The organism is Planctomycetia bacterium, assembly GCA_034440135.1.
GTDB lineage: Bacteria > Planctomycetota > Planctomycetia > Pirellulales > JALHLM01 > JALHLM01.
This window is the reverse complement of the sequence record JAWXBP010000130.1, coordinates 1-23,571: the sequence shown is the minus strand read 5'-3', so window position 1 is coordinate 23,571 and position 23,571 is coordinate 1. Positions and strand designations below refer to the sequence as shown.

20 protein-coding genes and 1 tRNA gene are annotated in these 23,571 nt (G+C 61.2%); 5 read left to right on the top strand and 16 right to left on the bottom strand.

Features of this window, described 5'->3' with window-relative positions; translation table 11 throughout:
* The 8 genes from SGJ19_07400 to SGJ19_07365 form a co-directional block, all read right to left on the bottom strand.
* On the bottom strand, positions 1-878 hold an 878-nt coding region (locus tag SGJ19_07400), incomplete at its 3' end, for a protein kinase (GenBank protein MDZ4780059.1).
* Between the two features lie 81 nt (positions 879-959).
* Positions 960-1,832, bottom strand: a complete 873-nt coding sequence (locus SGJ19_07395; protein ID MDZ4780058.1) for a hypothetical protein — start codon at positions 1,830-1,832, stop codon at positions 960-962.
* Positions 1,833-2,107: 275 nt separating this feature from the next.
* On the bottom strand, positions 2,108-3,094 hold the full coding sequence (locus SGJ19_07390; protein MDZ4780057.1) for an AAA family ATPase: 987 nt from the start codon (positions 3,092-3,094) through the stop codon (positions 2,108-2,110).
* Positions 3,069-4,268 carry a hypothetical protein gene (locus SGJ19_07385; GenBank protein MDZ4780056.1) on the bottom strand — a complete coding sequence of 400 codons (1,200 nt, stop codon included), beginning with the start codon at positions 4,266-4,268 and terminating at the stop codon, positions 3,069-3,071. The genes SGJ19_07390 and SGJ19_07385 overlap by 26 nt, the downstream gene beginning before the upstream one ends.
* An 18-nt stretch (positions 4,269-4,286) precedes the next feature.
* Positions 4,287-4,454 carry a hypothetical protein gene (locus SGJ19_07380; GenBank protein MDZ4780055.1) on the bottom strand — a complete coding sequence of 56 codons (168 nt, stop codon included), beginning with the start codon at positions 4,452-4,454 and terminating at the stop codon, positions 4,287-4,289.
* Positions 4,451-5,242, bottom strand: coding sequence for a hypothetical protein (locus SGJ19_07375; GenBank protein MDZ4780054.1), 792 nt, complete (start codon positions 5,240-5,242; stop codon positions 4,451-4,453). The genes SGJ19_07380 and SGJ19_07375 overlap by 4 nt, the downstream gene beginning before the upstream one ends.
* Positions 5,243-5,500: 258 nt before the next feature.
* Positions 5,501-9,019: a protein kinase gene (locus SGJ19_07370; GenBank protein ID MDZ4780053.1), complete on the bottom strand. Its 3,519-nt coding sequence runs from the start codon at positions 9,017-9,019 to the stop codon at positions 5,501-5,503.
* Positions 9,020-9,186: 167 nt separating this feature from the next.
* A complete protein-coding gene (locus tag SGJ19_07365; GenBank protein ID MDZ4780052.1) occupies positions 9,187-9,798 on the bottom strand; it encodes a sigma-70 family RNA polymerase sigma factor in 612 nt (203 codons plus the stop codon).
* 548 nt (positions 9,799-10,346) lie between these two features.
* Here SGJ19_07365 and SGJ19_07360 point away from each other — a divergent pair.
* On the top strand, positions 10,347-10,547 hold the full coding sequence (locus SGJ19_07360; GenBank protein ID MDZ4780051.1) for a hypothetical protein: 201 nt from the start codon (positions 10,347-10,349) through the stop codon (positions 10,545-10,547).
* Positions 10,548-10,611: 64 nt separating this feature from the next.
* Here the strand turns inward: SGJ19_07360 and SGJ19_07355 are convergent.
* Positions 10,612-10,684 (bottom strand) — tRNA-Ile (locus SGJ19_07355).
* A 104-nt stretch (positions 10,685-10,788) separates the two neighbouring features.
* Complete coding sequence (locus tag SGJ19_07350) at positions 10,789-11,253, bottom strand: VOC family protein (protein ID MDZ4780050.1); 465 nt, start codon at positions 11,251-11,253, stop codon at positions 10,789-10,791.
* 246 nt (positions 11,254-11,499) lie between these two features.
* Here SGJ19_07350 and SGJ19_07345 point away from each other — a divergent pair, with 246 nt between their 5' ends.
* From SGJ19_07345 to guaA, 4 genes are all read left to right on the top strand, one after another.
* Complete coding sequence (locus tag SGJ19_07345) at positions 11,500-12,393, top strand: hypothetical protein (protein MDZ4780049.1); 894 nt, start codon at positions 11,500-11,502, stop codon at positions 12,391-12,393.
* Between the two features lie 59 nt (positions 12,394-12,452).
* The gene (locus SGJ19_07340) at positions 12,453-13,334 is read left to right on the top strand and encodes an AAA family ATPase (GenBank protein MDZ4780048.1); all 882 of its coding nucleotides are present in this window, start codon (positions 12,453-12,455) and stop codon (positions 13,332-13,334) included.
* A 116-nt stretch (positions 13,335-13,450) separates the two neighbouring features.
* A complete protein-coding gene (locus tag SGJ19_07335; protein MDZ4780047.1) occupies positions 13,451-14,272 on the top strand; it encodes an AAA family ATPase in 822 nt (273 codons plus the stop codon).
* 468 nt (positions 14,273-14,740) lie between these two features.
* Positions 14,741-16,324, top strand: coding sequence for a glutamine-hydrolyzing GMP synthase (gene guaA / locus SGJ19_07330; GenBank protein ID MDZ4780046.1), 1,584 nt, complete (start codon positions 14,741-14,743; stop codon positions 16,322-16,324).
* 72 nt (positions 16,325-16,396) lie between these two features.
* Here the strand turns inward: guaA and SGJ19_07325 are convergent, their stop codons facing one another.
* From SGJ19_07325 to SGJ19_07300, 6 genes are all read right to left on the bottom strand, one after another.
* A complete protein-coding gene (locus SGJ19_07325; GenBank protein ID MDZ4780045.1) occupies positions 16,397-17,131 on the bottom strand; it encodes a hypothetical protein in 735 nt (244 codons plus the stop codon).
* Between the two features lie 194 nt (positions 17,132-17,325).
* Complete coding sequence (locus SGJ19_07320; protein ID MDZ4780044.1) at positions 17,326-18,141, bottom strand: hypothetical protein; 816 nt, start codon at positions 18,139-18,141, stop codon at positions 17,326-17,328.
* A gap of 237 nt (positions 18,142-18,378) precedes the next feature.
* Entirely contained in the window at positions 18,379-18,597 is a 219-nt protein-coding gene (locus SGJ19_07315) for a CDGSH iron-sulfur domain-containing protein (protein ID MDZ4780043.1), read from the bottom strand.
* A gap of 200 nt (positions 18,598-18,797) precedes the next feature.
* Positions 18,798-22,241: a pyruvate carboxylase gene (locus SGJ19_07310; GenBank protein MDZ4780042.1), complete on the bottom strand. Its 3,444-nt coding sequence runs from the start codon at positions 22,239-22,241 to the stop codon at positions 18,798-18,800.
* Between the two features lie 153 nt (positions 22,242-22,394).
* The gene (locus SGJ19_07305) at positions 22,395-22,775 is read right to left on the bottom strand and encodes a hypothetical protein (GenBank protein MDZ4780041.1); all 381 of its coding nucleotides are present in this window, start codon (positions 22,773-22,775) and stop codon (positions 22,395-22,397) included.
* 105 nt (positions 22,776-22,880) lie between these two features.
* Positions 22,881-23,571 (bottom strand): 2-phosphosulfolactate phosphatase (locus SGJ19_07300; protein ID MDZ4780040.1); only part of this gene is annotated, 691 nt, incomplete at its 5' end.

Here is a 23,571-nt window from a genome sequence, read left to right as displayed (position 1 = left end):
TCTTCCAGCTGCGCGACGTTCGCTCGGGCAGGGCCGTCGCCGGAGCGCAACTTCGCCGGCGTCGCTAAAAATGCGACAGATAACGCTTGCACGAATGCCGTGCAATTCGCAAATCGGTCATCCGGAGCGGCAGCCAACGCCCGGCGCAACACGCGCGCGATCGGCGCCGGTACTTGGTTCCACGAGAAGGCGTCCAAGGTGCTCGCGGATGCGCGTGCTTCGTCCTGATCGTGACATCGCGCCGGGAGCATCCCGGTCACCAATCCGTGCGCCATTGCGGCCAGCGCGTATTGATCCGCCGCCCGACCGGGCAATTCGCCGGACCACATCTCCGGCGCCCAATAAGGCCAACGGTACGATTCGAGCGATAAACTGCGGTGCGAGTCCTGCGATAGAATCCGCGCGCGCAGGCCGAAATCCAGCAGTCCCACGCGGTCGTCCGAATGCGAGACGATGACCTGCCGTGGGCACAGCGACAGATGTAGCAGCCCAGCGTCGTGGCCGCGGTCCAAACAGTCCGCGAGTCGTTCCAGGATTGAGGTCAATCGCCGCACGGTCCGTAGAGATTCATCCTTGAATGCACCGGGAAGTAACTGACCGGAGATGATCGGAAAGCTGAGAAAGTAGCCGGTCCCCGGCGAAGGCCCAAACCCTAGCGGCGAAAGCGCGTGCGGATGACGCCACGCGCTCAATCGCCGAAACATGTCCGACAACTCCGCCAACTCGTCAGGAGTTCGTCGTTCCTGGGTGATGACGAACTGCGTACACGCGCTGGTCGCGCCTTTCGCCGTTCCTGCCAGTCGCAGGCTCTCGCCGCGGTCGCGGTAGATGAAACGGCCTAGTCTCAGCGACTCCAGATTCGATTGTTCGTGACGCATACGTGCCCCGTTCGTCTACTAAGTGTGAAGTGGCCATACAACGCAATCTCTCTACGGCGTCACGCCAGGACCAGTGGCGGTTCACTGTTTGATAAATGATTGGAATACAACTGTCCCCTCGGGCGACAGCAGCTCGGCATCATGCGACGCAAACGCTACGACCTTGGTGCCACCGAGTTCGATTTCAGGGCCGGCGGTGCGCAGCACCGACATGACACCGACGATTTCCCTGCCGCCATCGAGCAGAATTGGTCCGCCTACCGCACCTTGGTTCCATTCAAAATCTTGAGCGGAGTAAAAACCACGATCGGAAACCGCGCCCATGTCTGCACCAAATGTCAAGCCGATCACGCCTCCGGCGAGCAGTGTGCCGAGTGAACCGAAGCCGACATCATCGTCGTCATCGCCATTAAAATCACTGGCGAGCTTCATGCCGGCAATCGCACCCTGTAACTTTCCGCCCTGGACGCCGGTGTTCGAATCGTCGAGCATTCCATTGCGAACGGTTAGTTCGCCGTGCCAGGTTACGGACGAGCCAATCACCGGCATGTCGTATCCAACGGCGGCCACACGGAACGCGTCCGTCGACGGGAGATACGGGGCAGCGAACTCTGGGAATGCCCGCACTCGCAACGCGTCTGGAATTTCGTCTTTAAGCAGCGCAATCACGACATCCGAACCAGTCACGGTGGCAACGTCGACGATGGTGGCTTCGAATCCACAATGTTCCAGCCAGAACGTAAGCTCGCCGTTGGGATCAATGCCCGCGGTATTGACGAGTCCCGCTGCCGACGTCAGCACGTGCCTTGGGCCGACCATGGCGCCGGAGGACCAGCCTCGATGTTTAGCGTTCGCGTTGCAAATCCGGCCGACAAAATAATACGGCGAGGAGCCAGGATTCACCTGAGTTGTCGAGCCGCCGCCCATTCCATTAGCGCCGGAAACACCGCCCATTGCGGCGGCGTTCGGAGCGTGCGCTGGATTGGTACCCGCGCTTCCCGCCATCCTGCCGCGAGTGGATGGCGAACCCGCGACGGCGGGCTGACTCGCGCGCACCGCGTTTCGCAATCGCTGCGCCAATGCAGAGGTCGGCAAGGCGAGTAGCATCAAGACCGCGCCGGCGCCAAGTAAGTAACAGGTGTTGATTCGCCGTTGGTTCATCTGCGTGTCTCCGTTGGAATTGTCAGGGACGTCAAGGGCGTGTCGAGGTCGTTCGCGTCGATCCGCATTCACTTGGCCAGGCGCGGCTGGCCGTCGCTTCCCAATTCAATACGGACGGACTTTTCTCCCGCTTCGCGGGCGCGCAACAGTAGATCGCCCAGGCGAATATCCACGAGTCGCGCCAGCTCGCGCGTGTCCTTTGCGGCGTCGGCCAGTTCCATGATCTGAAACACAATGCCTGGGTCAATGAACTCGATCTCGACGCCGTATTCGCGCGCGGCTTTCGCGATCTTCAGCGCCGCGATTTCCGCGTTCACGATCCCTTCCAGAGGTTTGAAGACGTACACCTGGTCGAACCGGCTAATGATTTCCGGTCGAAATGTTTGTGAATCGCGCAGTACGGAACGCACCGCCTGGCCAAGCTCGAAGGCGTCTTCGATCTGCGTGGTCAACGCGCTGATGGCGTCATGCTGGGCGTTGCTGGTGAGCACGACGACCGATTGCGTAAAGTCCGCCGTCTTGCCAGAACCCTGCTCCGTGAGGCGCCCTTCGCCCATCAGCGAAAGGAACAGGTCGAAGATTCCGGCGTACGACTTTTCGATTTCATCGAAGAGGACCAACCGCTTGGGATTGGACAGCATCGGGCGCGTCAACTGACCGCCCTGAGGGGACGCCACGTAACCGCTGGGCGTGCCGATCAATCGAGTCTTCGCCTCGGCTCCCGAAAACTCGCTGCAATCGAATCGCAGCATGTTCTTTTCGTCCTCGAAGAGGTACTCGGCAAGAGCCTTCGCCAGCTCGGTCTTGCCGGTCGCCGGCGGCCCGACGAACAGGATATTGGCGATCGGCTTTCCGCGACGTTCCTTGCCCCATTGCAAGCGGATGAAGTTCGACAAATGGTCGACGATATGGTCCTGCCCGCGGACTCGCTGCTTCAGCGATTCGCGCATTTCGCGCTCGTCGATGATGCGCGCTTGCCCCTTGCGCTGCTGGTTCAGCAGCTTCAAGAGCTGTTCCCGGTCGGTAATGTCAAGCGGATCGGAGACTTGATTCATGATGAGCTTCCATTGTGGCCTCGACGCGCCGCGAGTATCCAAGCGACATCGAGGTGCGTTCTTGTTGGGCCGCCGCCACCAGCGGCCGATGCATGATCTTCCGGATGCGCTCCGGCAACGTCGCGAAACCCGTGGAGTCGTTCAGGTGGCCGACTTCTGTCGCGAGAATCTCCGGCGCCACGCTGACGAGCGCGACGCCGTGCGCTTGGGCTTCCTGTTTCATCGCCAACGCGATCACTTCCGCCTTGGTAACGTCCGACAGCGGCTCGCCGACGAGAATGTCCGAGACGGCGCTCAGCAGGTCCTGATTCAACGCCGTCTCGGATGTCAACGCTTCGATGGCCTTCTGGTGCCAGGCCTTGTCGCCGTACGAACGCTCCACTAACGCCCGGAGCGATGAAACGCCTTTGCTGCACGTCAGGAAAATGACGGTGTGTTGAAATGAAACGTCCTGTTTCCCAACGCGGTAGTTGCCGAACTTGACAATCGGCAACAGGTGATCGAGAAACTCGGCGGTCGCCGCGTCGATCGCATCAAATACCAGGACCTGGTAAGGCTGCTTGCGGACGGCGTTGACGATGTCGCCCGCCAATCCGTTCGCTCCGAACGTCGAGGCCACGTCCGCTTTGTCGCAAGGAACGATCAGCGTCTCCCCCGTTCGATAGAGCAGTTTGCCGACGACGCGGGCCAGATAGGCGCGCCCCGTTCCTTGGCCTCCCGCTAATAAAAAGGTCGCCAGCGGCGGCATAGAGCCGCGATCCACGCGGCGCCTCCGCAGAATCACAGCTTCGCGGATCCGGCAAAAGGCGTCGTCGAGCAAGCCGTCGTGACCGCGCACGACTTGCTTCGCGCGAAAGCCCGCAATGCCAAACTCTTCCAGTGTCTTCAAGCAAAGCTCATCCTGCCGCCCGTGGTCAACGTGCTCGACAGGCGGCTGTTCGTCGATCGTCCGGCAGACCAACGTGACATACTGCTTGATGCCAGGCTGAGGAAAATACTTGCCGATCAGCGACCGCTGAAAATGCAGCAGCCATACCGTAGCGACATTCAGGCAGCAGATCGCGACCAGGATGACCGATAGTCGCCCGTCGACGCGGTCCAGAAAGCGCAGCAAGCACCATGCCCCCATTCCCAGCGAAACGCCCTGAACGATTTTGGCAACTCGGGGATCCATGAGCGAAGGTGATCTGCGCTAAGGTTGATAGGGAAACTGAAGCTGTTGTCGCGGCGCTACGGTGGGTTGAGGCGTGGCGGCAAAGGTCATTCTCAGCAGGCCGATCAAGGCGATCGCCAGACTGATGCGAAAGAACCAAGATCCGCCCCAGAGCTCGACCACTTGTCCAAACGTGGGAAGCGTCATTTCGTCACGATTCCGAGAGAGATTTCCTGGCCGACTTCCATTGCCTCGCAGTAGTAGACGCCATCGCTGGTTTCGACCGAGATCGTAATACCGCCGCCGCCGTCGCGAATGCCACGCAGCGCGAGCGCGCTCGTTTCGCCCGATTGCAATGGGATCGTCAGCGTCGCCCCCTGGTTCGTGATGGGGACCACGGCGAACGGAGCGTTGTTGATGATGATTTCCACGACGTCGCCATCCTCGTCGCAGCAGTCGAATAGATGCACATGATAAAAGGACGTCCGTTCATCCTTCAGCAGCGGCGCCAATTTGGTGTTCACGACCGGCTCCGTGCGTTCCAGGGGAGCGTCCGTCTCGGTGTCTTTAACTTCAGGGATTCGCTGGGCGGAAAGCAGTAGTTCCGTCGCCGCCATTTCGGAACCCGACTCCGCAAAGCGCCGAATCGCGTTGGCATCGAGATCGCTTGAGTCCGTTTCCGGAATGGTCATCTCGCGGAGCGGCTGCGCTACCCCCGAGGCGTCGACAAAGGTCATCACGCTGTCGCCGCGCTGCGACTGTTGCGTGGCTGCCGCCACGTGTTTCCAATTCGCATGCGATTCTTCGATGGCGCCGCCGCGCAGAAGGACGAGGCCCGTCAATCCAATCGAGGCGGCCAAGGCAACCGTCCAGACCGCCTTGCCGAGGATGTTGGATAGGCTCGCCAGCTTGGAGCCATTGGCCGAGGGCGCCGGCGCACTTGGCGGAGTGTTGATGGCCGCTACGGATGATGGGGAAGTCTGCGCGGGCAGCACAATTTCGGAACTTCGAAGTGGTAACGGAGAATTCGGCGGAAGCTGTGACGGCTGCGGGGATAGTCTCGGCATCCCTTGCTCCCAATCATTCGATTTGGTGGCGTCGGAAAACGGTTTGCCTGCCATTCAAATGGCGTTCAACGGCGAACCGCCCTACCCTACTAAGCGACGCGGAACGCGATGAGGGGAAATAAAAATCCCAAGAATTACCACGACGCGAAGCTTGCGGCCGCGATTGATGTCGACGAACGAGAGGGTTTAGCGCGCCCGTTGACTGTCGACGCTGGTTTCCGGCCCGGAGAAAATGAGTTGATGGACCGTCGCTGTTGGACGCGCGATCGCTGGGGCCAGCTCTACACTAGCTCTCGGCCAATCCACGGCAGGCAACGGCTCGATCGCCCCGTCGGACGCCAACCGAGCTCCCGTGATAGACTCGGACCAGCGGGCGATCTGTGGGACGTTTCCCGCGAGCGGAGATGGAATCTCGACGGCTGTCAGTTGTCCGTCCTCCTTGGCCACGATTAGCCATTCGTCGGCGGCAAACCAAAGTCCGCAGACGGCGCCGAACCGTTCCGGCGCACCCACGCGAAGACCGGTCTCCATGTCCCAAAGCTGCACGACGTGGCTGCGCGTCACCGTAGCCGCTAATCGGCCGTCGGGCTGAATGCAGGTCGCGCGGACCGCGTCGTCGTGGCGGCAAGGCGCGTGCATTTCTCGAAAATGTTCCAGGTCCCAGAGTCGCGCTGTTCGATCTCGGCAAGCGATGAACGCGCGCGTTCCGTCTCGATTGAGTGAGATGTGTCTTAGCTGACGCGTATACTCTTTTTCGGCGAGCAACTTCCCGTCTCGGATATTCCAAATCCGCAAAAGTCCCGAATCGGACCCCGCCAGGAGGAGTCCACGAGACGCGTGGAGCGCCACGCAATCAACGGGCGGGCCCAGTTTCAATTCGCGCATCGGTTGCCGCCTTGACACGTCCCACAAGTAGATATTGCCATCGTCGCAGCCGGCCGCGAGTTGGCCATTGATCGCGTCCAGAGCCAACTTGCGCACGCGGGACGGCGAACGGATCGGTGCTCCATGAATCTCCGTGGTTGTCGAATTCGCCTGCCAAACGCGAATCGTCGCGTCCTCATTCGCCACCGCGATCGCAGCTCCGTCATTCGAAGTACAAGCCGCTTCAGCGGTTCCCGCGACCAGGCTACGCGATTGCGTCGCGTCGGAAATCCACTGATGCACCGATTTGTCGGCGAGTGCAAGGATTCCGCTCCGCAGCGGCATGATTCGCGTTGCCAATTGGCTCGTCCCGCGCAAATTCATCGTCCGATGATGTGAATCAGTCTCCGTCAGGCGCCAGGCGCGCAACGAGTTTCCACTCGCTGCTACGACCTGGGCACTCGCGGTGACATCCGCGCGTAGTAACGCCCCGTCATGCCGCAAGAATGACCCGACTTGATGCCCCGTGGCGCAGTCCCAGACGCCGATCAAGCCGTCATTGCCGGCGGTAATGAGTCGGCGTTGATCCGCGTCAAACACGGCAGAACGCACGGCCGCCTGATGTCGAAAGACGCTTCGTGCATGAATGCCGGCGGCGTCGACGTTCCAAAGTCGCGACGTACTATCCCAAGAAGTGGATGCCAGCAGACGACCGTCGTCCGCGAGCGTCAGGCTCGATACTTCCGCAGCGTGTTCACGCACGGTTCGTAGCAAGACGTGCGAGTCGACGTCCCATTCGTAAATGCTTCCATCCGCGCAACCGGTAAACAGGCGGCTTCCGTCGCTAACCAGGGCAGCGCATTCCACGGTATGCGAGTGAGGCAATGGTTTGCCGATCATCGCGCCGTCCTCGACATTCCAAACGATGGCCGTCGTGTCGTGACTTGTGGAAACTAACCGTCGCCCGTCCGCACTGAATTGAAGCGCGCTGATCAAGTCGCTGTGCCCGCTCAGTCGACGCAGCGCTACGCCCGTCTTTGCGTCGGCGACCACAATGCCTCCATTCTGATCGCCCGCCGCGGAGAGTCGCCGATCGGCGTCGAACGCCACGGTGACCACGCGGCCTGCTTGTGAATTGAGCGGTCCGACCGCCTCGCCCGTCGCGAGACTCCAAAGTGTCGAGTATCCGAGGTGCCCCGCCAGCGCGACGTCTTCGTCGCGCATGCAAATGGAAATCGCACCATTTTCCGCTGGCGAAATACGCGGACCGCGTAGCGTTAAGTTGCCTTCGTTCCAAAGTTGAAGGTACTTCCCTTTCGCCAGGAGCAAGGGGCCGTTCCCTGCCAACAGCGACTGACGCGACGTACCCTCGGCATCGAGTTCGGCACAAGCTTCGAGCCGGTGAATCCGCGGTCTTAGCAAGGCCAGGCTTTGCCGAATGGGGACATCCAGCTCGGGCGTAAGGGTTCGCCCAGTTTCCAGGCCTCGCGCCATCCAGAGCGCCGCCGCTGCGGGATTATCCTCGCACAGCCGCAAACTATGAACATACGCCAGACGGGCCGCGTTTTGGGCCGATTGTTGAAACTCGTCGCGCGATTGTCGCAACTGCTGATTGGTAATTGCCAACACCACCGACAGCGCGGCGGCGCCCAATAGCCCGCCGATGGCGGCGAACTCGGCGGCGGCGAGCCACGGATTGCGTCGGTACCAGTAACCGAGGCGTTGGACTGGCCCAACCTTGCGCGCTTCGATCGGCTCCGCCGTCAGATAGCGTTTCAGATCCGCCGCAAAGTCCGTCACGGATTGATATCGTCGAGCGGGCTGTTTGGCCAACGCTTTGTTGACAATAGCCTCCATATCTCCGCGCAGTTCACGATCGAATTGCCCTAACTCACGCGGCGTTTCTTCCTGAATCGCCTTCAGGAGCGCGGGAAGCGAGCGATCGTCACTGGAAAGCGGCGTCGATCCGCTGAGCAGCTCGTACAACACCGTGCCCAGCGAGTAAACGTCGGAACGCGAATCCGCCGTCTGGACTCCCGAAGCCTGCTCGGGACTCATGTAAGCGGGCGTGCCGATCGCCCCCGATTCATTTGCGAATGACGCCGCCGGTTCGTTGAGTTCTTCGGTCGCGAGTGCGATGCCGAAATCGAGCACTTTGACCTGACCGTCCGTGCGCACCAGGATGTTCGAAGGTTTCAGATCGCGGTGAATTACGCCGTGCTCATGCGCGTGCTCGACGGCGCGGCATACGTCGATCAACAACTCCACGCGCTGCCGCGTGCCCAATCGCTTGGTGCGCGCAAACAGGTGAATCGGTTGGCCGTCGATGTATTCCATCACGAAATAGGGATGGACGACATGCCCTTCTTGATGCGTACCCGCCTCATAGATCTGCGCAATTCCCGGATGGTTCAGTCGACCGAGCACCGAGACTTCGTATTGAAAGCGCGCGATCGCGGACTCCGACAACTGCCCTGGCTTGATCGTCTTGACCGCCACGTGTCGGGCGGGATGCCGTTGATGGCACAAATAGACGACGCCCATGCCTCCGCTGCTGATCATGCAGAGTACTTCGTAGGCGCCGATGAACGAGCCGGCGCTGGCCACTCGGCTGGGCATTAAGTCGGTCGTGCCGCAGGCGTCGAGCGTCTGGGCAAACGCCGTAGGTTGAGGCGTTGCCAACACTAAATCCATCGCCGCGAGCGCCTGAATGCGCCGTTCGAGCAGCGTCTGCAACTCAGGTTCGCCCTGGCATAGTTGCGCCGTCGTAAGCGAGTGCCCTAAAGCTTGCGCTTCTTCCCACGCCTCCAGCAGTTCCGCGATTCGCTCGTCGGGCGTCATCGAAACCTTCTGCCGTCAGTTATTAAGCGAGGAACGCGGGCCGTGGTCCCGCGCGTGACTTGCGATTATCCGGCATCGTCGGCCCCAGCGCGACTCCTAGCGGTCGCTCGGGATCGCTGCCGATTATAAGATGCCGCCCGCCGGATGTCGTCAAGGAATAGACGATTCTAAATGGGCAGTTGGCCGGCGAGCGCGTCATAGAGGGCCAGCCGGGCGGCCTGCCAACGCGATTTGACGGTCCGCACGCTTACTTGAAGCAGTCGCGCCGCATCTTCTTGCTTTAACCCCGCGTAATACAACAGGTCCGCCACTTGACGCTGGTCGTCGGGAAGTTGCTCGACTTGACGATGGAACTCCGTCCAACGGTCGATCAACTGCGGGTCATTGGTATCGCTCGCCGGCTCGCGGGCATCGAGCGTGCTGCCTTCGCTGTTCTGATTGCGTAGGCCTTGGCTCGGTTCAAGCTGGCCGGCGTGGCGACGCGCTAAATCGAGTAATTGCCACCGTATTTGTCGGGCTGCGAGTCCGAAGAACTCTGCCACATCGCCTGGCGGACAGGATTGAAGCGCCTTGTCCAGTCGAAGCGCCGCACCTTGCCACACGTCGTCCGTTTCTTCCCATTGCCGTAGCTTGGGAAAACCGCGAAACATCTTGCGTGACAGCCGCCGGAGTCGGTCGTATGCGGCCGACAGCAGCGCCGCGCGCGCCTCCGCATCTCCGCGGTTGGAGCGTGCGACGAGCTTCTGCAATTGCGCAGTGTCTTCGTCGGAGTACGACAAACTGCTTACCCCCAGGGAATGAATCGTCCACCATAGACGATGCGCAACGATTTTGAAAGGATTTCTGCCTGGCGACCGCAACTCCTGGCGGCCGTTCTATAGCGCTCGCACGTTGGACGCGTCGCTTGATCACCTGCGCCGCCGCGTCCAGGCTGATCGCTGCGAACTGGACAGCTGTCCAAACGGAAGCAATGAAGTCCGCACCAGCGGTCGCACGAGGCCCAAAGCGTGTCACCTGTGTATCAATGGCCCGCGAGATCCGTTCGATTGAGAAATTGCGACACCGACGAGCCAACTTCTCAATGGGAGGCGTACAGTGCATCGAGTGTCCTGAAGTTGTGCTTCTCTAGGTTCCTGGGAATCGCGATGTAGCAGGCTGCTCGGCAGACGGCGGCTGATGAACCCCTCGAGCGCAAGGACGCCAAGCGATGGCGCGGCAATCAAACGAGGACCTGACCCGGATCTGAAAGAAGTTCCACCTGATTCGATGCGCCGCCGGCATCAAACTCAACTGCGGCGATCCGCATGAACACACCGAATCTTGCCACGTGTACGGCTTGCACGACTTACGTCGGGCATTTGCCACGCTAAATGCCGAGCGGCTGACGGGCGACGCTCTGCAGGCCCTCTTGCGGCACAAGAGCTACCGGTCGACAAAGAGATATATCGCGGTCGCGCGGCAGCTCAACCGAGCCATCGAGTCGCTGTATGTCCCAGAGCTGCAGGCCGTTAATGCCCGCGCCAATTGAGGCGCTCATGAGGCGCGGCCTTGAGTCCGTTTCGCCGATTCGACGTAAGTCCTTTGCTGCCAACTAGGCCCGGCAGGGGTCGAACCTGCGACCTCGGGATTATGAGTCCCCTGCTCTAACCGCTGAGCTACGGGCCTGGAACGTGTGCGACCTCGTGCCCCGAATGGGGTGCGAGGAACCCATACGATGACGGTTCGCAAATCGGTCGGCAAGGGCAAGTGGTTGTGCAAATCGGGGAGATTTAGCCGCCGCCGAACATCGCGGCGGCGCGGCGCCCGATTTCCTCAGGCGTAACATCTTCGATGTGCGTGGAGAAAAACCACAGGTGGCCGAATGGGTCTTCGTATTTGCCGCCCCGGTCGCCGTGAAAATGGTCCTCCAGAGGCCGCAGTTCCTTCAGCCCCGCAGCCAGAGCCGTTTTGATGAAGCTGTCCACGTCCGCGACGTACACGTGGATCGTCACCGGGCTGCCGCCGATCGTCTTCGGCCCGAGAAAACCCATGTCCGGAAACTCGTCCGCCAGCATGATGCGGGCATTCCCAATGGACAGCTCAGCGTGGCCCACGGCCCCGCCCGGCATCCCGATGCGGCACAGTTCCTTGGCGCCAAAGGCCTTCTTATAGAAATCCAACGCGGCGTTTCCGTCGTTCACGCAGATATACGGAATCGCGGCGTCTTGACCGGCGGGGATCGGTTGCACAGCCATGGGCAAGGCTCCTTTCGGAACGTGGTGAAAGCAGGGCCAGGTCAATCGTGACGATCGCTGGATAGTATACATAAGTACATTTTCAATGCAATCCTGCTCTGGAAAAAAGTCCGCAGGCTGCGCAGCTTACCGTGTCGGAATAAAACTCAAGACCGCTCCAGTCGTTACCGATACTTAGACCACCAGAATTGCCGCCCGGCGTATTGCGCCGTGGCCGTCAGAAACGCAGCAGCACGGAGGCCGGCGATGAGCTCGCAATTCGTATTCAGCGTGGACACGGATGAAGTGGCGACGACCGTCGCGCCGCCCACGCCGGTCATCGCCGCGCCACGACGTCGCACGATGGCGCCGCCGACGGTCGCACTCCGCCTGCCGGATGTGCGCGACGCCGCGCCGCTGGAAGTGCGCACCGCGACGAGCCTGCAGTTTCAACCGGTGGCAACGCTGCCAATGGTCGAAGAGCAAACTCCTACGCCGTTGCCGGCGATGACCTTGCCGAGATTGCCGAAGTTGGCCAGCGCCGATCCAACTAGCGCTTTGGACGATCTGGCCCGGGCCAGCGTCGCGCAGTTGGTTCCGGCTACCGTCGTCGCGGTGTCCGCGCCTCAGCCGGAAGTGATCGCGCCCACCGCCGTCGTCGATCAAGAAGTCCTCTGGAAGAATCCCAAAGTCATGCTGGCCGGCGTCGCCGCGGCTTTCTTGGGGATGGTCTCGCTGATGGCGATGAATCATGGCGACAATCCGGTCGCCGACGAAGCGCCGAAGTGGAACGGTCCCAGCGTGGCGATGCCCACGCGATCAAATGAAACCGAATCAACGCCGCTGGTGTCGCGCGCTGAACAAGATATCGCGCCGCAAACGCGCGGCGGTTACTACGTCGAAATGTCCGAAGCGCTGCCGGCTGAGCGGACGGCGCAGGCGCCGGCGCGTGATCGCACATGGTCGCAGCCCGCTGCCACGGCAGCGTCCCACCAAGGACCGTGGATCGATCAAGCCACTGGTCGCGAGCGCATCTCGTTCGATGACATCGACGAAAACGAAGGAACCGCGCACCTGGTCCCGCCGCTACCGAATCTCGCTCAACCGACCGAGCGCGAGGCCAACCAGCAGGCGGCGCAACCGGACGGATCGTACCGCTAAATCACGACGTTCGATTTGACGGCCGTCGAAATCACACAGCACACCGCGGGAAGCCCGGCATGTCAACGCTCGATCAAGCATTCATCAAGGCCTACGGACAGTCGGCCGACTCGGCAAAGACGACCGGTCGCACTTCGGCGACGTCGCCAACCGCCAGCCACGCAGTCGTGCCAAAGCCGCACGCGCATTTCGATGTCGCCGAGGCGAATCGCCGTTCGATGGCGATGACCGAAGCGCCCGCCGCGCCGGTGAAACTGTTCGAGCCGGAAGGTCGCGCCCTGCGCGCCGCGTTTGAGGTGGAACGTTTCGAGTGGCCGCTGATCTGCGCGCGGCTGTTCACGGCCGCCGGGCGCGAATTGCGTCTATTCACCGACGTCCTAACGGAACAAATTCAGCGCGGGCGCAAGATGCTGGCCGTCACCGGTTGCCGCCGCGGTGATGGCCGCACCACGGTGACGATGTGCCTCGCACAGCAACTCGCGGAACGAGGACTGAGCGTGGCGCTCGTCGACGCTGACTTTCGACATCCGCAATTGGCCGAGCAATTGGGCGTCGTCCCCAGCGCCGGTTGGGACGATGTGTTGCAAAGCAACCTCGCGCTCAACGAAGCGATGATCGATTCCACGCAAGACCGCATGACGCTCGTACCGCTGCGCAACCCGCAGTTCGACGCAGGCGTCACGTTGCAAAACCCGCGGTTGGGCGTTCCGCTACGGGCCCTGCGTGAGTCATATGACGCGGTGCTGCTCGATTGCGAACCGCTCGCCGGTCCCGAAGCGACAGACTACCTGGCCACCCTGGTCGGACGCGGCGGCCTCGACGCGGCGCTGTTGATCCATGACTTGCATCAAACCTCGACCGAAGCGTACGAGCACGCCGCACATTTGTTGAATCAAGCGCCCCTCGCCGCGTGGGATATCATCGAGAATTTTGTGCCGTGATGAGTTTGAAGTTTTCAGTGTTCAGTTTTCAGTGGCGAGGAAAACGACCTCGCGCTGAACAAAGGACGCCGAAACTCAAGTAACTGAACACTGAAAACTGAAAACTTCAAACTCCCATGTACCTCGACTACTGGCAACTCGAAAAGCGCCCGTTCGAAAACACGACTGATCCGGCGTTTTACTATCCGAGCGAGTGCCATCAAGGCGCGCTGTTAAAGTTGCGCTATGGCGTCGAGAGCCGGCGCGGCGCGGTCCTCCTGGCCGGCGGCAGCGGGCTGGGCAAATCACTGCTCGTGCAAGTGCTGCGACGTCAATTGCCGGACACGATCGGCCCGGTCGTGCATCTGATCTTCCCGCAACTCTGCACACAAGAGTTGCTGGCCTATCTCGCGGCGGAACTCGGCGCCGGCGATCCCGACGGTCCATTGCCGGCGACCGAAACCAGCCTCCGGCGCGTGCGTCAGCGGTTGACCGAGAATGCGAATGAAGGCAAGCATGCGCTGATCGTGGTCGACGAAGCGCACTTGCTGGAAGACCATCGCACGCTCGAAACGCTTCGACTGCTGCTGAACTTCGAAACAGAACACGGCTTCGTGGCGACGTTGCTCCTGGTCGGCCAGACGAAGTTATTGCCGGCGCTGGATCGCATGCCCCACTTCGAGGAACGGCTCGGCGTGAAGTGCCTGCTCCGCCCGTTCACGATCGAAGAAACGCTCTCCTACGTCCAACACCGCCTGCAAACCGCCGGCGCGCGCCGCGAAATCATCCAACCGGCCGCCCTCGAAATCATCCACGAGCTCAGCGGCGGCGCCCCGCGCCGCATCAACCGCCTCTGCGACCTGGCGCTCCTGGTCGGCTTCGCCGAAGAACGCGCCCATATCACCCCAGACCACGTCGCCGCGGTGCATGGCGAACTCGTGGCGGTTTCGCCGGAGTAGGGCGACAACTGCGAACGGTTGGGCTGAAGCGTAGTGAGGTGCTAGTATCGGAATATGGAATTGAATCCATATCGATCCCCGATCGCGGAAACGTCGCTACCGCCAATCACTTGGCGCGACGTGGCGTTGCATACAGCCTCCTGGATTGCATTCCTTCTCCTCCTCGGCGTCTTATTTGAACGTCTGGGGGTAACTGTACAGCACGGTCGCTGGACGCCAGAACGATTCGCCTACGCATTTCGCCTGAACTGCGTTTTGGGGGTATTGATCGCGATTCTCGGCGGACTGATATGCTGCTTAACTCACCGCCGATTTCGTCGCCGTCGGCGCCAGTTCGAGGCCTAGTCAGCTCGAACTCATGCCATTGTCCCGGCTCTATCCCTCTGGCCCCTCCCGCGATATATTCTCCCTTTACGCCCGTCGCTCACCCGACGGGCATTTTGCGTTTTATTGGGAAGCCTTTAACGCATGGACACTGGCCCGTCCCTCCCCGATCTGGGGTCCGGCAAGATTGCCGATGAGAAGATTCTGGTCCTGGACTTCGGTTCGCAGTACGCTCAGCTGATCGCCCGCCGTGTGCGCGAGCAGCATGTTTACTGCGAGATCGTCCGGCACAACATTACCGCCGAGCGCGTCCGAGAGTTGGCCCCGCGCGGGCTGATTCTTTCCGGCGGCCCCGCGAGCGTGTATGCCCCCGGCTCGCCGCAGTGCGATGAGAAAATCTTCTCGCTCGGCATTCCGGTCCTCGGCATTTGCTACGGCATGCAATTGGCCTGCAAGGCGCTCGGCGGAAATGTCGCCAGTGCGCCGGCCCGTGAGTACGGCCGGGCGCATTGCCGCGTGTTGGCGTCCGAAGGTCTGTTCGCCGGCCTGCCCAGCGAGACCGAAGTCTGGATGAGCCACGGCGACCAGGTGACGGGCGTCTCGAAGGATTTCGTGTCGCTGGCCCGCACCGATACTTGCCCCATCGCGGCGGTCAAACATCAATCGCTGCCGATTTACGGACTGCAGTTCCATCCGGAAGTCACGCACACGCCGCTCGGCGCGAAGATGCTGAGCAACTTCCTCCACGAGGCCTGCGCCTGCCGCGGGGCGTGGCAGCTCGGAGACTTTGCGCGCGAGGTCGTGGAACGCGTCCGCCAACAAGTCGGCGATCGCCGCGTCATTTGCGGCCTTTCCGGCGGCGTCGATTCGGCCGTCACCGCGGCGCTCTTGTATCAGGCGATCGGCTCGCAACTGTCGTGCATCCTGGTCGACAACGGCCTGCTGCGCAAGGCGGAAGCCGAGGCGGTCATCGAGGAATTTAGCAATCACTTCCACACCGACCTGCACGTGGTGAAGGCGGAGGAGATGTTCCTCACCGCGCTGCGCGGCGTGACGGAACCGCAGGCCAAACGCAAAATTATCGGCAAAGCGTTCATCGATTGCTTCACGGTCGAGGCCAAGAAGATTGATGGAGCGCATTTTCTCGCGCAGGGCACGCTCTATCCCGACGTGATCGAAAGCGGCGCGGCGGCCGACGGCCCAGCGGCGACCATTAAGCTGCATCACAACGTCGGCGGCTTGCCGGAGAATCTCGGCTTCGAGTTGATTGAGCCGCTCCGCGATTTGTTCAAAGACGAAGTCCGCCGACTTGGCCTGCAACTCGGCTTGCCGGAAGAAATCGTCTGGCGGCACCCGTTCCCGGGCCCTGGTTTGGCCGTGCGTTGTCTGGGCGAGGTCACCAAGGAACGCCTCGACTGTCTGCGCGAAGCCGACGCGATCGTCGTCAACGAAATTAAGGCGGCCGCCATGTACCGCGCCACGAGCCAGGCCTTCGCGGTGCTGCTGCCGGTGCAAAGCGTCGGCGTGATGGGCGACGACCGCACCTACGAGGACGTGATCGCCGTCCGCGCGGTCCACACGGAAGACTTCATGACCGCCGACTGGAGCCACCTCCCCTACGATCTGCTGGCCCGCGTCTCGACGCGAATCATCAACGAAGTGAAAGGCGTCAACCGCGTGGTCTACGACATCAGCTCAAAGCCGCCGGCGACGATCGAGTGGGAATGATGCGGCAACTAAACTGCGACGAACTCATCGAGCCGGAAGCGTCAGCGCCCGGAGTTTTCGCGCCAGGACGTTTCAGACGCTCGCACTCGTTCGTCGCCGCCAACGATGCACGCCGATGAAGGACACGCCGATCAGCGTCCACACCGCCATGCTGGCCGGTTCCGGAACGACCTGCTGCTCGACAAGCTCGAAATTGAAATCAAAGCCGGCGAGATCGAAAAAATTCTGTTCGGCCGATCCGACGCCGAACGACTTCACTTGCAACGTGTAGACGCCTGCGGCAAGCGAGCCGCTGTCGCTCAGCAACAATACTGGGTCATCGGCCGTCGTCTGGAAATCAAAAATCGGCGACAGCAGAGAATCCAACAGCGTCGCCTGCGCAAAGGCGGAACCACCGTCTTCCAATTCGTTGAGCAGGCCGGAAAGTGTGTACGCAGTGGTTTCGCTCAACAAGAAGTTGATCGTCACGGAGGATTCGGCCGTGCCGCCGAAACCCGGCGGCTCCGGATTGGAGCCTTGGATGAAGATCTTGCCGAAACCAAAAACCGTCAGGCCGCTGAAGGTCGTGTCCTGATCGGCGTACAGGCTGCCATCGTTATCCCCTTCTCCCGGCAGAGCGAAGACTTCTTTCATGTCGAAAAAGTTGCCGGTCGTGGCGACCGACTGCGATTTCATTTCGGCGCCTCCCGAGGGAAACACGCTGACGAAACGATCCGCCGAAGTAATCGTGACCGTCGCACTTGCGGATAAACCCGACAAGGCCGTCAATAAGATCACAAGCAAGGTGCTGGTCAACAATCGTCGCATGGCCGGGTCTCTTGGGATAGTCGATTCAAGGGGCGCGAAACAATTCACGACTGGGCCGATAACTTAGCCGCGCGCCGTCGTTAGTAAACCCCCGCAATGGGCAGCCGATACTGCGCAGCGCTACCTGCCGATGGGTCTATCCCCGCCGCATGGAAATAGCGGCCACAAAAAGCCACCGAACTTCGCCAGACTGCCTAATCGGCACTGACCTCGCTCATGGCGATCACGCGCAGGGCATTGAGCGCCCCGAGGACCATTTCGGCCGAGACGTCGCGCCAGCCGGCGAGCTTGTGGCGCACGATCGCGAGTTTCATCGACTCGACGGCGTCGGCCAGATCATCCGGCAACTCGCCCACTTCCGCGAAAGGGCTGATTGGCGTGACGCGTTCGGCGCTGTTGGTTGCCGATTCGTCGCCGAAGTCCGATTCCGAGTGCGAGGCTTCGCTTTCATCAAACGGTGCGTCGCTGTCCGCCGGATCGCGAATCTCGTCGGTGACGCCCAGAGATCTTTCCTTCCCTTTCTGGTCCCAGGCGGCGTCTTCGTCCAACTCGCTGACAACGACGTCCTCGGCTTTCGGGCGCTTGTCTTCCGGAGAACCCATCGCCTGCCAACGCTGGTCGCGCATTTGCGCCACGGACCAATCGTTCTGCACCGCCCCTTCGAGCCACATCTCGGCGTCGTTCCAATCTAGCGTCGCCTGGAAGTGGCTCCAGAACAGCCCGGCGTAGGTTTCGCGCGTTTGGCCATAGCGCTCGAAGACGCGCCGCAGCCGGCCGACATGCTGGCCGGTGACGTTGCCCACGCGTCTGCTCCAGGCGTCGTCGGCGTAGTCCTGCGGAGCGGCGCCGCTCAGGAACAGCGACTCGCGCCACTCGTAGATGATGCGGCCTTTCTCCCAGTTCGTGGTGCTGATCAGTCGATTCCACTGACCCAGAAACGGCGTGGACGCCACGTCCGCGTCCAAATCGTCCCGCAATTCCGTGCGCCCCGTTTCCGTGGAATCCAACATGCCAGCATCGTCTCCAAATTGAGATCCGCGTCACAACGCTTTTGTAGCCGAGGTCTGGGACCTCGGCAGCCAGGGACGAGGATTCTAAACCAACCACGGCCCAATGTCCGGCGCTTACCTTTGAACGGCCACGATCGCCGCGTAACACGTTGGCAACACAGCGCTTACCCGTAAGGGCATTCCAACTCACGGCAACGCAGCACTGGTGAAAAGCTGTTCGTGCCGCCGTGGATAACGCTAACCAGGGATCGGCGCAACCTCTTGCGCCGTAAAGCCGCAAGTCTTGTGCGACCCATCACAGAAGGGTCGCTTCGCCGAATGCCCGCAACGGCACAGCGCCACCGCCGGCTTTTCCATATTGATCGGAAACGGATTGCCGTGGTGATCGATTACGGTGACTGGTCCGTCAATCACAAATGGACCGTCTGGGCGACAACGAATCACAAACTCCGCCATGGTCTACTCCGGAGCGGTGGTTGTTTCGGACCTTACCACGGAGAGCACGGAGGACACGGAGGGGGGAGGATTTAACCGCGAAATACGCGAACGGACGCGAAAAAAATCGGCGGCGAAAATGATGGGTGAGGTTGGCCCCTCATTTTCTCCTTTTCGCGTTCGTTCGCGTATTTCGCGGTTAAATCTCCTCTGTGAATCCATTACTCCAGCTTCGCCAGCAAATCGCCCGTCTCCACACGCGTGCCGCGTTCGCAGTTGATTTGTCGGACGATTCCGGCGCGTTCGGCGTAGAGCGTGGTTTCCATTTTCATCGCTTCCAGCGTCACCAGCTTCGCGCCGCGCTCCACCTGGTCGCCGACCTTCACCGGCACCGCCACGACCATGCCCGGCATCGGCGCCGCGATGTGCGTGGGATCGAGCGGATCGGCCTTGGGGCGCTTCTGGAGTTCGCCTTCGAGCGAGGCGTCGCGGACCGTGACGCTGCGCGGCTGCCCGTTGAGATCGAAAAACGCCACGCGATTGCCGTCCGGATGCGGATCGCCGAGCGTGAGGAATTGCATGATCAGCGTCTTCCCCTGCTCGATATCGACGGCCGCCTCGTGCCCGGCTTCCAACCCATAGAAGAACAACGGCGTCGGCAGGATGCTCGTGTCCGAATACGCCTCCTGATGTTCGACATATTCGCGGAACACCTTGGGGAACATCACGTGGCTGAGCACTTCACGGCGCGTCGCTTCGCGGCCCAACAGTTCGCTGACGGTCTTCGACGCGGCCTCCAAATCCGCCGGCGCCAAGGTCTCGCCCGGCCGTCCGGTGAGCGGCTTCTCACCGCGCAGGACTTGTTCCTGCACTTCCTTCGGAAAACCGCCGGGCGGCTGCCCCATTTTGCCGGAGATCAAGTCGACGAACGATTCCGGGAAGGCGATTTCCTTATTCGGATCGAGGATATCGCCAACCGTCATGTTGTTGGACACGAGGAGAATCGCCATGTCGCCGACCGCCTTCGAGGAGGGCGTCACTTTGACGATGTCGCCCAACATCTGGTTGACTTCGGCGTACACACGGCAGATATCGGCCCAGCGATGCCCAAGACCGACCGCCTTGGCTTGCTCCATCAAGTTGGTGACCTGCCCGCCCGGCATCTCGTGGAGATACACCTCGGCGGTGCTGGCCATCATGCCGGTCTCGAACGGCACGTAGAACTCCCGCGCGGCTTCCCAATACAGCGCCAAGGCGTCGAGCTTCTGCGCGCTCAAGCCCGAGTCGCGGTCCGTGTACCGGAACATCTCGACCAGCGAATTCAAATTCGGCTGCGAAGTGAGCCCCGACATCGGCGCGAGGGCGCCGTCGGCGATATCGAGCCCGACTTCAGCCCCCTTCATGATCGCGCCGGCCTGAATTCCTGCCGTGTCGTGCGTATGGAAGTGAATCGGGATGCCGATTTCCTGCTTCAAGGCGCGCACCAGCTTCTCGGCCGCGGCGGGCTTGCACAGCCCGGCCATGTCCTTAATGGCCAGAATGTGCGCGCCCATCTTTTCGAGTTCTTTGGCCAACTCGACGTAGTACTTCAGGTCGTACTTCTTGCGCTTGGGGTCGGTGATATCTCCGGTGTAGCAGATCGCGGCTTCGCAGAGCATGCCGGTCTTGCGGACGGCGTCCATGGCCACGCGCATGTTCGGCAGCCAGTTGAGCGAATCGAACACGCGGAACAGATCGATCCCCGTATCGGCGGCCTCGTTGACGAAGGCCTGCACCACGTTGTCCGGATAGTTGCTGTACCCCACGGCGTTCGAGGCCCGCAGCAACATCTGGAATAGGATGTTGGGGATCTTCGTGCGCAGATCCGCCAATCGCTGCCAGGGGCATTCCTTCATGAACCGCATCGCCGTGTCGAACGTCGCACCGCCCCACATCTCCAGCGAGAACAATTCCGGCGTCAACCGCGCGTAAGCGTCGGCGATTTCGAGCATGTCATACGTCCGCACCCGCGTCGCCAGCAACGATTGATGCGCGTCGCGCATCGTCGTATCGGTGAACAGAATCTGCTTCTGATCCAGAATCCACTGGCAAAACTTTTCCGCACCCAGTTCCTTGAATCGCGTCCGGCTGCCCGGCGGAATCGGCTGTCCGGCCGGCAGCGCCGGCACGGGCGCCGGCGCGCGCCTTACGGTCGCGGGACGCTTCTTGATCGAAGGATGGCCGTTGACGATGACTTCGCTCAGGTAGTTGAACAACTTCGTCGCGCGATCGCGCCGCTTGGCGATCGTGAACAGTTCCGGCGTTTCGTCGATGAACCGAGTGGTGCATTTGCCGGCCAGAAAATCCGGATGCACAATCAAGTTCAGAAGGAACGGAACGTTCGTCTTCACGCCCCGCACGCGGAACTCTTGCAGGCAGCGTTCCATCCGCCGCGCGGCGTCTTCGAAGCGCCGACCAAACGCGGTCACCTTCACCAGCAGCGAATCGTAATACGGCGTGACCACCGCGCCGGTAAACGCCGTGCCGGCGTCGAGTCGGATGCCCATGCCGCCGGACGAGCGGTACAGCGTGATCCGCCCGTAGTCCGGCATGAACTTGTTTTCAGGATCTTCGGTCGTCACGCGACATTGGATCGCGTAGCCCAGCACGCGGACGCTTTCCTGATTCGGCAGGCCGACCTCGGCGTCGTCGAGGCGATAACCTTGCGCCACCAACAGTTGGCTCCGCACAATGTCGACGCCGGTGACCACTTCCGTCACGGTGTGTTCGACCTGAATGCGCGGATTGACCTCGATGAAGTAAAACTTGCCCGTATCGGTGTCGAGCAGGAACTCCACGGTCCCGGCGTTGTAATAACCGACATGCCGGCCGATCTTCACCGCGGTGTTGCAAATCTCGTCGCGCAATTCCGCTGGCAGGTTCACGCTCGGCGCGATCTCGACCACTTTCTGATACCGGCGCTGCACCGAGCAATCGCGCTCAAAGAGATGCATCAAGTTGCCGTGTTGATCGCCCAGCAACTGCACTTCGATGTGGCGCGGGCGCTCGATAAATTTCTCCAGAAACACGTCCGTCGACCCGAACGCGGTCTGTGACTCGCGCTGCGCTTGTTCCAGCGCCGTGGTCATATCTTTGGCGGTCGGGACGACCCGCATCCCGCGGCCGCCGCCCCCTTTGGCCGCCTTGAGCAGCACCGGATAGCCGAGCTTCTCGGCGATCTCACTGGCTTCCTTCGCGCTCGACAGCGGATCAGGGCTGCCGGCCAGGATCGGCGCGCCGGCCTGTACGGCAATCTTGCGCGCCGCGACCTTGTCGCCAAGTTGCTCTAGCGCCTCGACGCTGGGCCCGACGAAGATAATTCCGGCCGCGGCGCATGCGCGGGCCAACTCGGGATTCTCCGAGAGAAACCCGTAGCCTGGGTGAATGGCATCGACGCCGTTCTGCTTGGCGATTTCGATAATGCCGGGAATGTCGAGGTACGCCCGAATCGGCTCCCCGACGCGGCCCACCTGATAGGCCTCGTCGGCCTTGAAGCGGTGTAGGGCGTAGCGGTCTTCATGGGAGAAAATCGCGACCGTGCGGATGCCCAACTCGTGCGCCGAACGAAAGACGCGAATCGCGATCTCGCTCCGGTTGGCGACCAGGAGCTTGCGGATGTCCTTCATCAATGGACGTAAACCCTTTGGCGACAGGTAACTTCAGGACATCCCAACCCTGGGGCGCGTGCGGGCAAGGAACCGCCCAAATTTAACAGCGCCGCGCCCAAGGGTCGAGTGCCCGATGGTAGTACAGTCTGCCCCAGCGCCCTGGGGAATTAGTTACAGTCCAGACACCAACATCACAAGGATTGAAAACACGTGAATCGCGATGACGAGTAGAAATGCCCGCGAAGCGGGCTGATTGAGCAAGATGTACATATAGATCGCGTACAGGAGGCCAGTGCCGGCGACGATGGAGTAGGCAAACCCTAGCTCTCCTCCAAACACAAGGCGGCTCGGAATGTACACTGGGGCACTGAATATGGCCGAGGGCCAAAGAATGCTGGGCCCGTGGGCCGAACCAGTAACCACCGCGATGAATCCGCACGGCAGTCCCACGACGAACGCCGCCAGAGAAGCCAATGGCCACCACTTTGGATAATTCGTTCGCAGCTGCGGTTCGTGCTTACTTTCCGGCGACTTGTACGGGTTATCGTCCATTCCGCCGATTCTAGCATGTGAGGGGCGTTTGCTTGCGACCACCTGGTCCATCTAGACGAGCCGTTTGCTTGCATTCTTGGTTGTCTGACGGCGGGTTGGTTTGCATCAGGCCGAGCGAATTCGCCATTCCTTGAGTTCGAGACGCGGGGCGACGCTGTTGATATCCAGCCTCATTGCGTAATCGATATCCGCGTCGTATCCCAATTCGACGAGATTGTGGCCGCCACGGCTTTGAGTGAAGTTGCTGCGCAACCGCGCGCTGTCGTTTTCGCACGACTCTGCGGCAACGCGGGCGAGGATGGCCGAATCGCCCTCAGTCCAATCGCCGAGCCGGTTTAACGCCAACACGAAATAACCTGCCGTGACCACGTCTTCCAGCGTGATGTGACCGTCGGTACCAGCACAGACAACATGAATCGTCGGCTTCGCGGAAATCCGGGCGACCACGCTTCCCAGATTCGTCAGCGATCCGAGCCAAACCTCCGCCGCCAGGCGACATTGTCGCAGCGCCTTGGTGCCGTTCGTGGTCGTGATCACCACGGACTTCCCGGCGACGCGTTCAGGCGTATACTCCGTCGGCGAATTCCCAAGATCGAACCCGTCGATCCGTTTCCCGCCGCGCTCGCCTCCCAAAACGGACGTCCCCGGCGGCAATTCCGCAGCGATCCGCCGAGCTTCGTCGATTTCGAAGCACGGGATCACTTCCTTCGCCCCGGCGGCCAGCGCCGCGGTGATGGTCGTCGTGGCCCGCAGCACGTCGATTACCACCAACGTCGCGCCCGACAGGGCTTCCGGC

Bases quoted from the DNA above. Each gene is read 5' to 3' on its own strand.
- SGJ19_07370 (MDZ4780053.1), bottom strand. From the start codon at position 9,019: ATGACGCCCGACGAGCGAATCGCGGAACTGCTGGAGGCGTGGGAAGAA.
- SGJ19_07350 (MDZ4780050.1), bottom strand. From the start codon at position 11,253: ATGGCTGTGCAACCGATCCCCGCCGGTCAAGACGCCGCGATTCCGTAT.
- SGJ19_07320 (MDZ4780044.1), bottom strand. From the start codon at position 18,141: ATGTTGGATTCCACGGAAACGGGGCGCACGGAATTGCGGGACGATTTG.
- SGJ19_07340 (MDZ4780048.1), top strand. From the start codon at position 12,453: ATGTCAACGCTCGATCAAGCATTCATCAAGGCCTACGGACAGTCGGCC.
- SGJ19_07325 (MDZ4780045.1), bottom strand. From the start codon at position 17,131: ATGCGACGATTGTTGACCAGCACCTTGCTTGTGATCTTATTGACGGCC.
- SGJ19_07310 (MDZ4780042.1), bottom strand. From the start codon at position 22,241: ATGAAGGACATCCGCAAGCTCCTGGTCGCCAACCGGAGCGAGATCGCG.
- SGJ19_07335 (MDZ4780047.1), top strand. From the start codon at position 13,451: ATGTACCTCGACTACTGGCAACTCGAAAAGCGCCCGTTCGAAAACACG.
- SGJ19_07345 (MDZ4780049.1), top strand. From the start codon at position 11,500: ATGAGCTCGCAATTCGTATTCAGCGTGGACACGGATGAAGTGGCGACG.
- SGJ19_07395 (MDZ4780058.1), bottom strand. From the start codon at position 1,832: ATGGGCGGTGTTTCCGGCGCTAATGGAATGGGCGGCGGCTCGACAACT.
- SGJ19_07305 (MDZ4780041.1), bottom strand. From the start codon at position 22,775: ATGGACGATAACCCGTACAAGTCGCCGGAAAGTAAGCACGAACCGCAG.
- SGJ19_07390 (MDZ4780057.1), bottom strand. From the start codon at position 3,094: ATGAATCAAGTCTCCGATCCGCTTGACATTACCGACCGGGAACAGCTC.
- SGJ19_07315 (MDZ4780043.1), bottom strand. From the start codon at position 18,597: ATGGCGGAGTTTGTGATTCGTTGTCGCCCAGACGGTCCATTTGTGATT.
- SGJ19_07380 (MDZ4780055.1), bottom strand. From the start codon at position 4,454: ATGACGCTTCCCACGTTTGGACAAGTGGTCGAGCTCTGGGGCGGATCT.
- guaA (MDZ4780046.1), top strand. From the start codon at position 14,741: ATGGACACTGGCCCGTCCCTCCCCGATCTGGGGTCCGGCAAGATTGCC.
- SGJ19_07385 (MDZ4780056.1), bottom strand. From the start codon at position 4,268: ATGGATCCCCGAGTTGCCAAAATCGTTCAGGGCGTTTCGCTGGGAATG.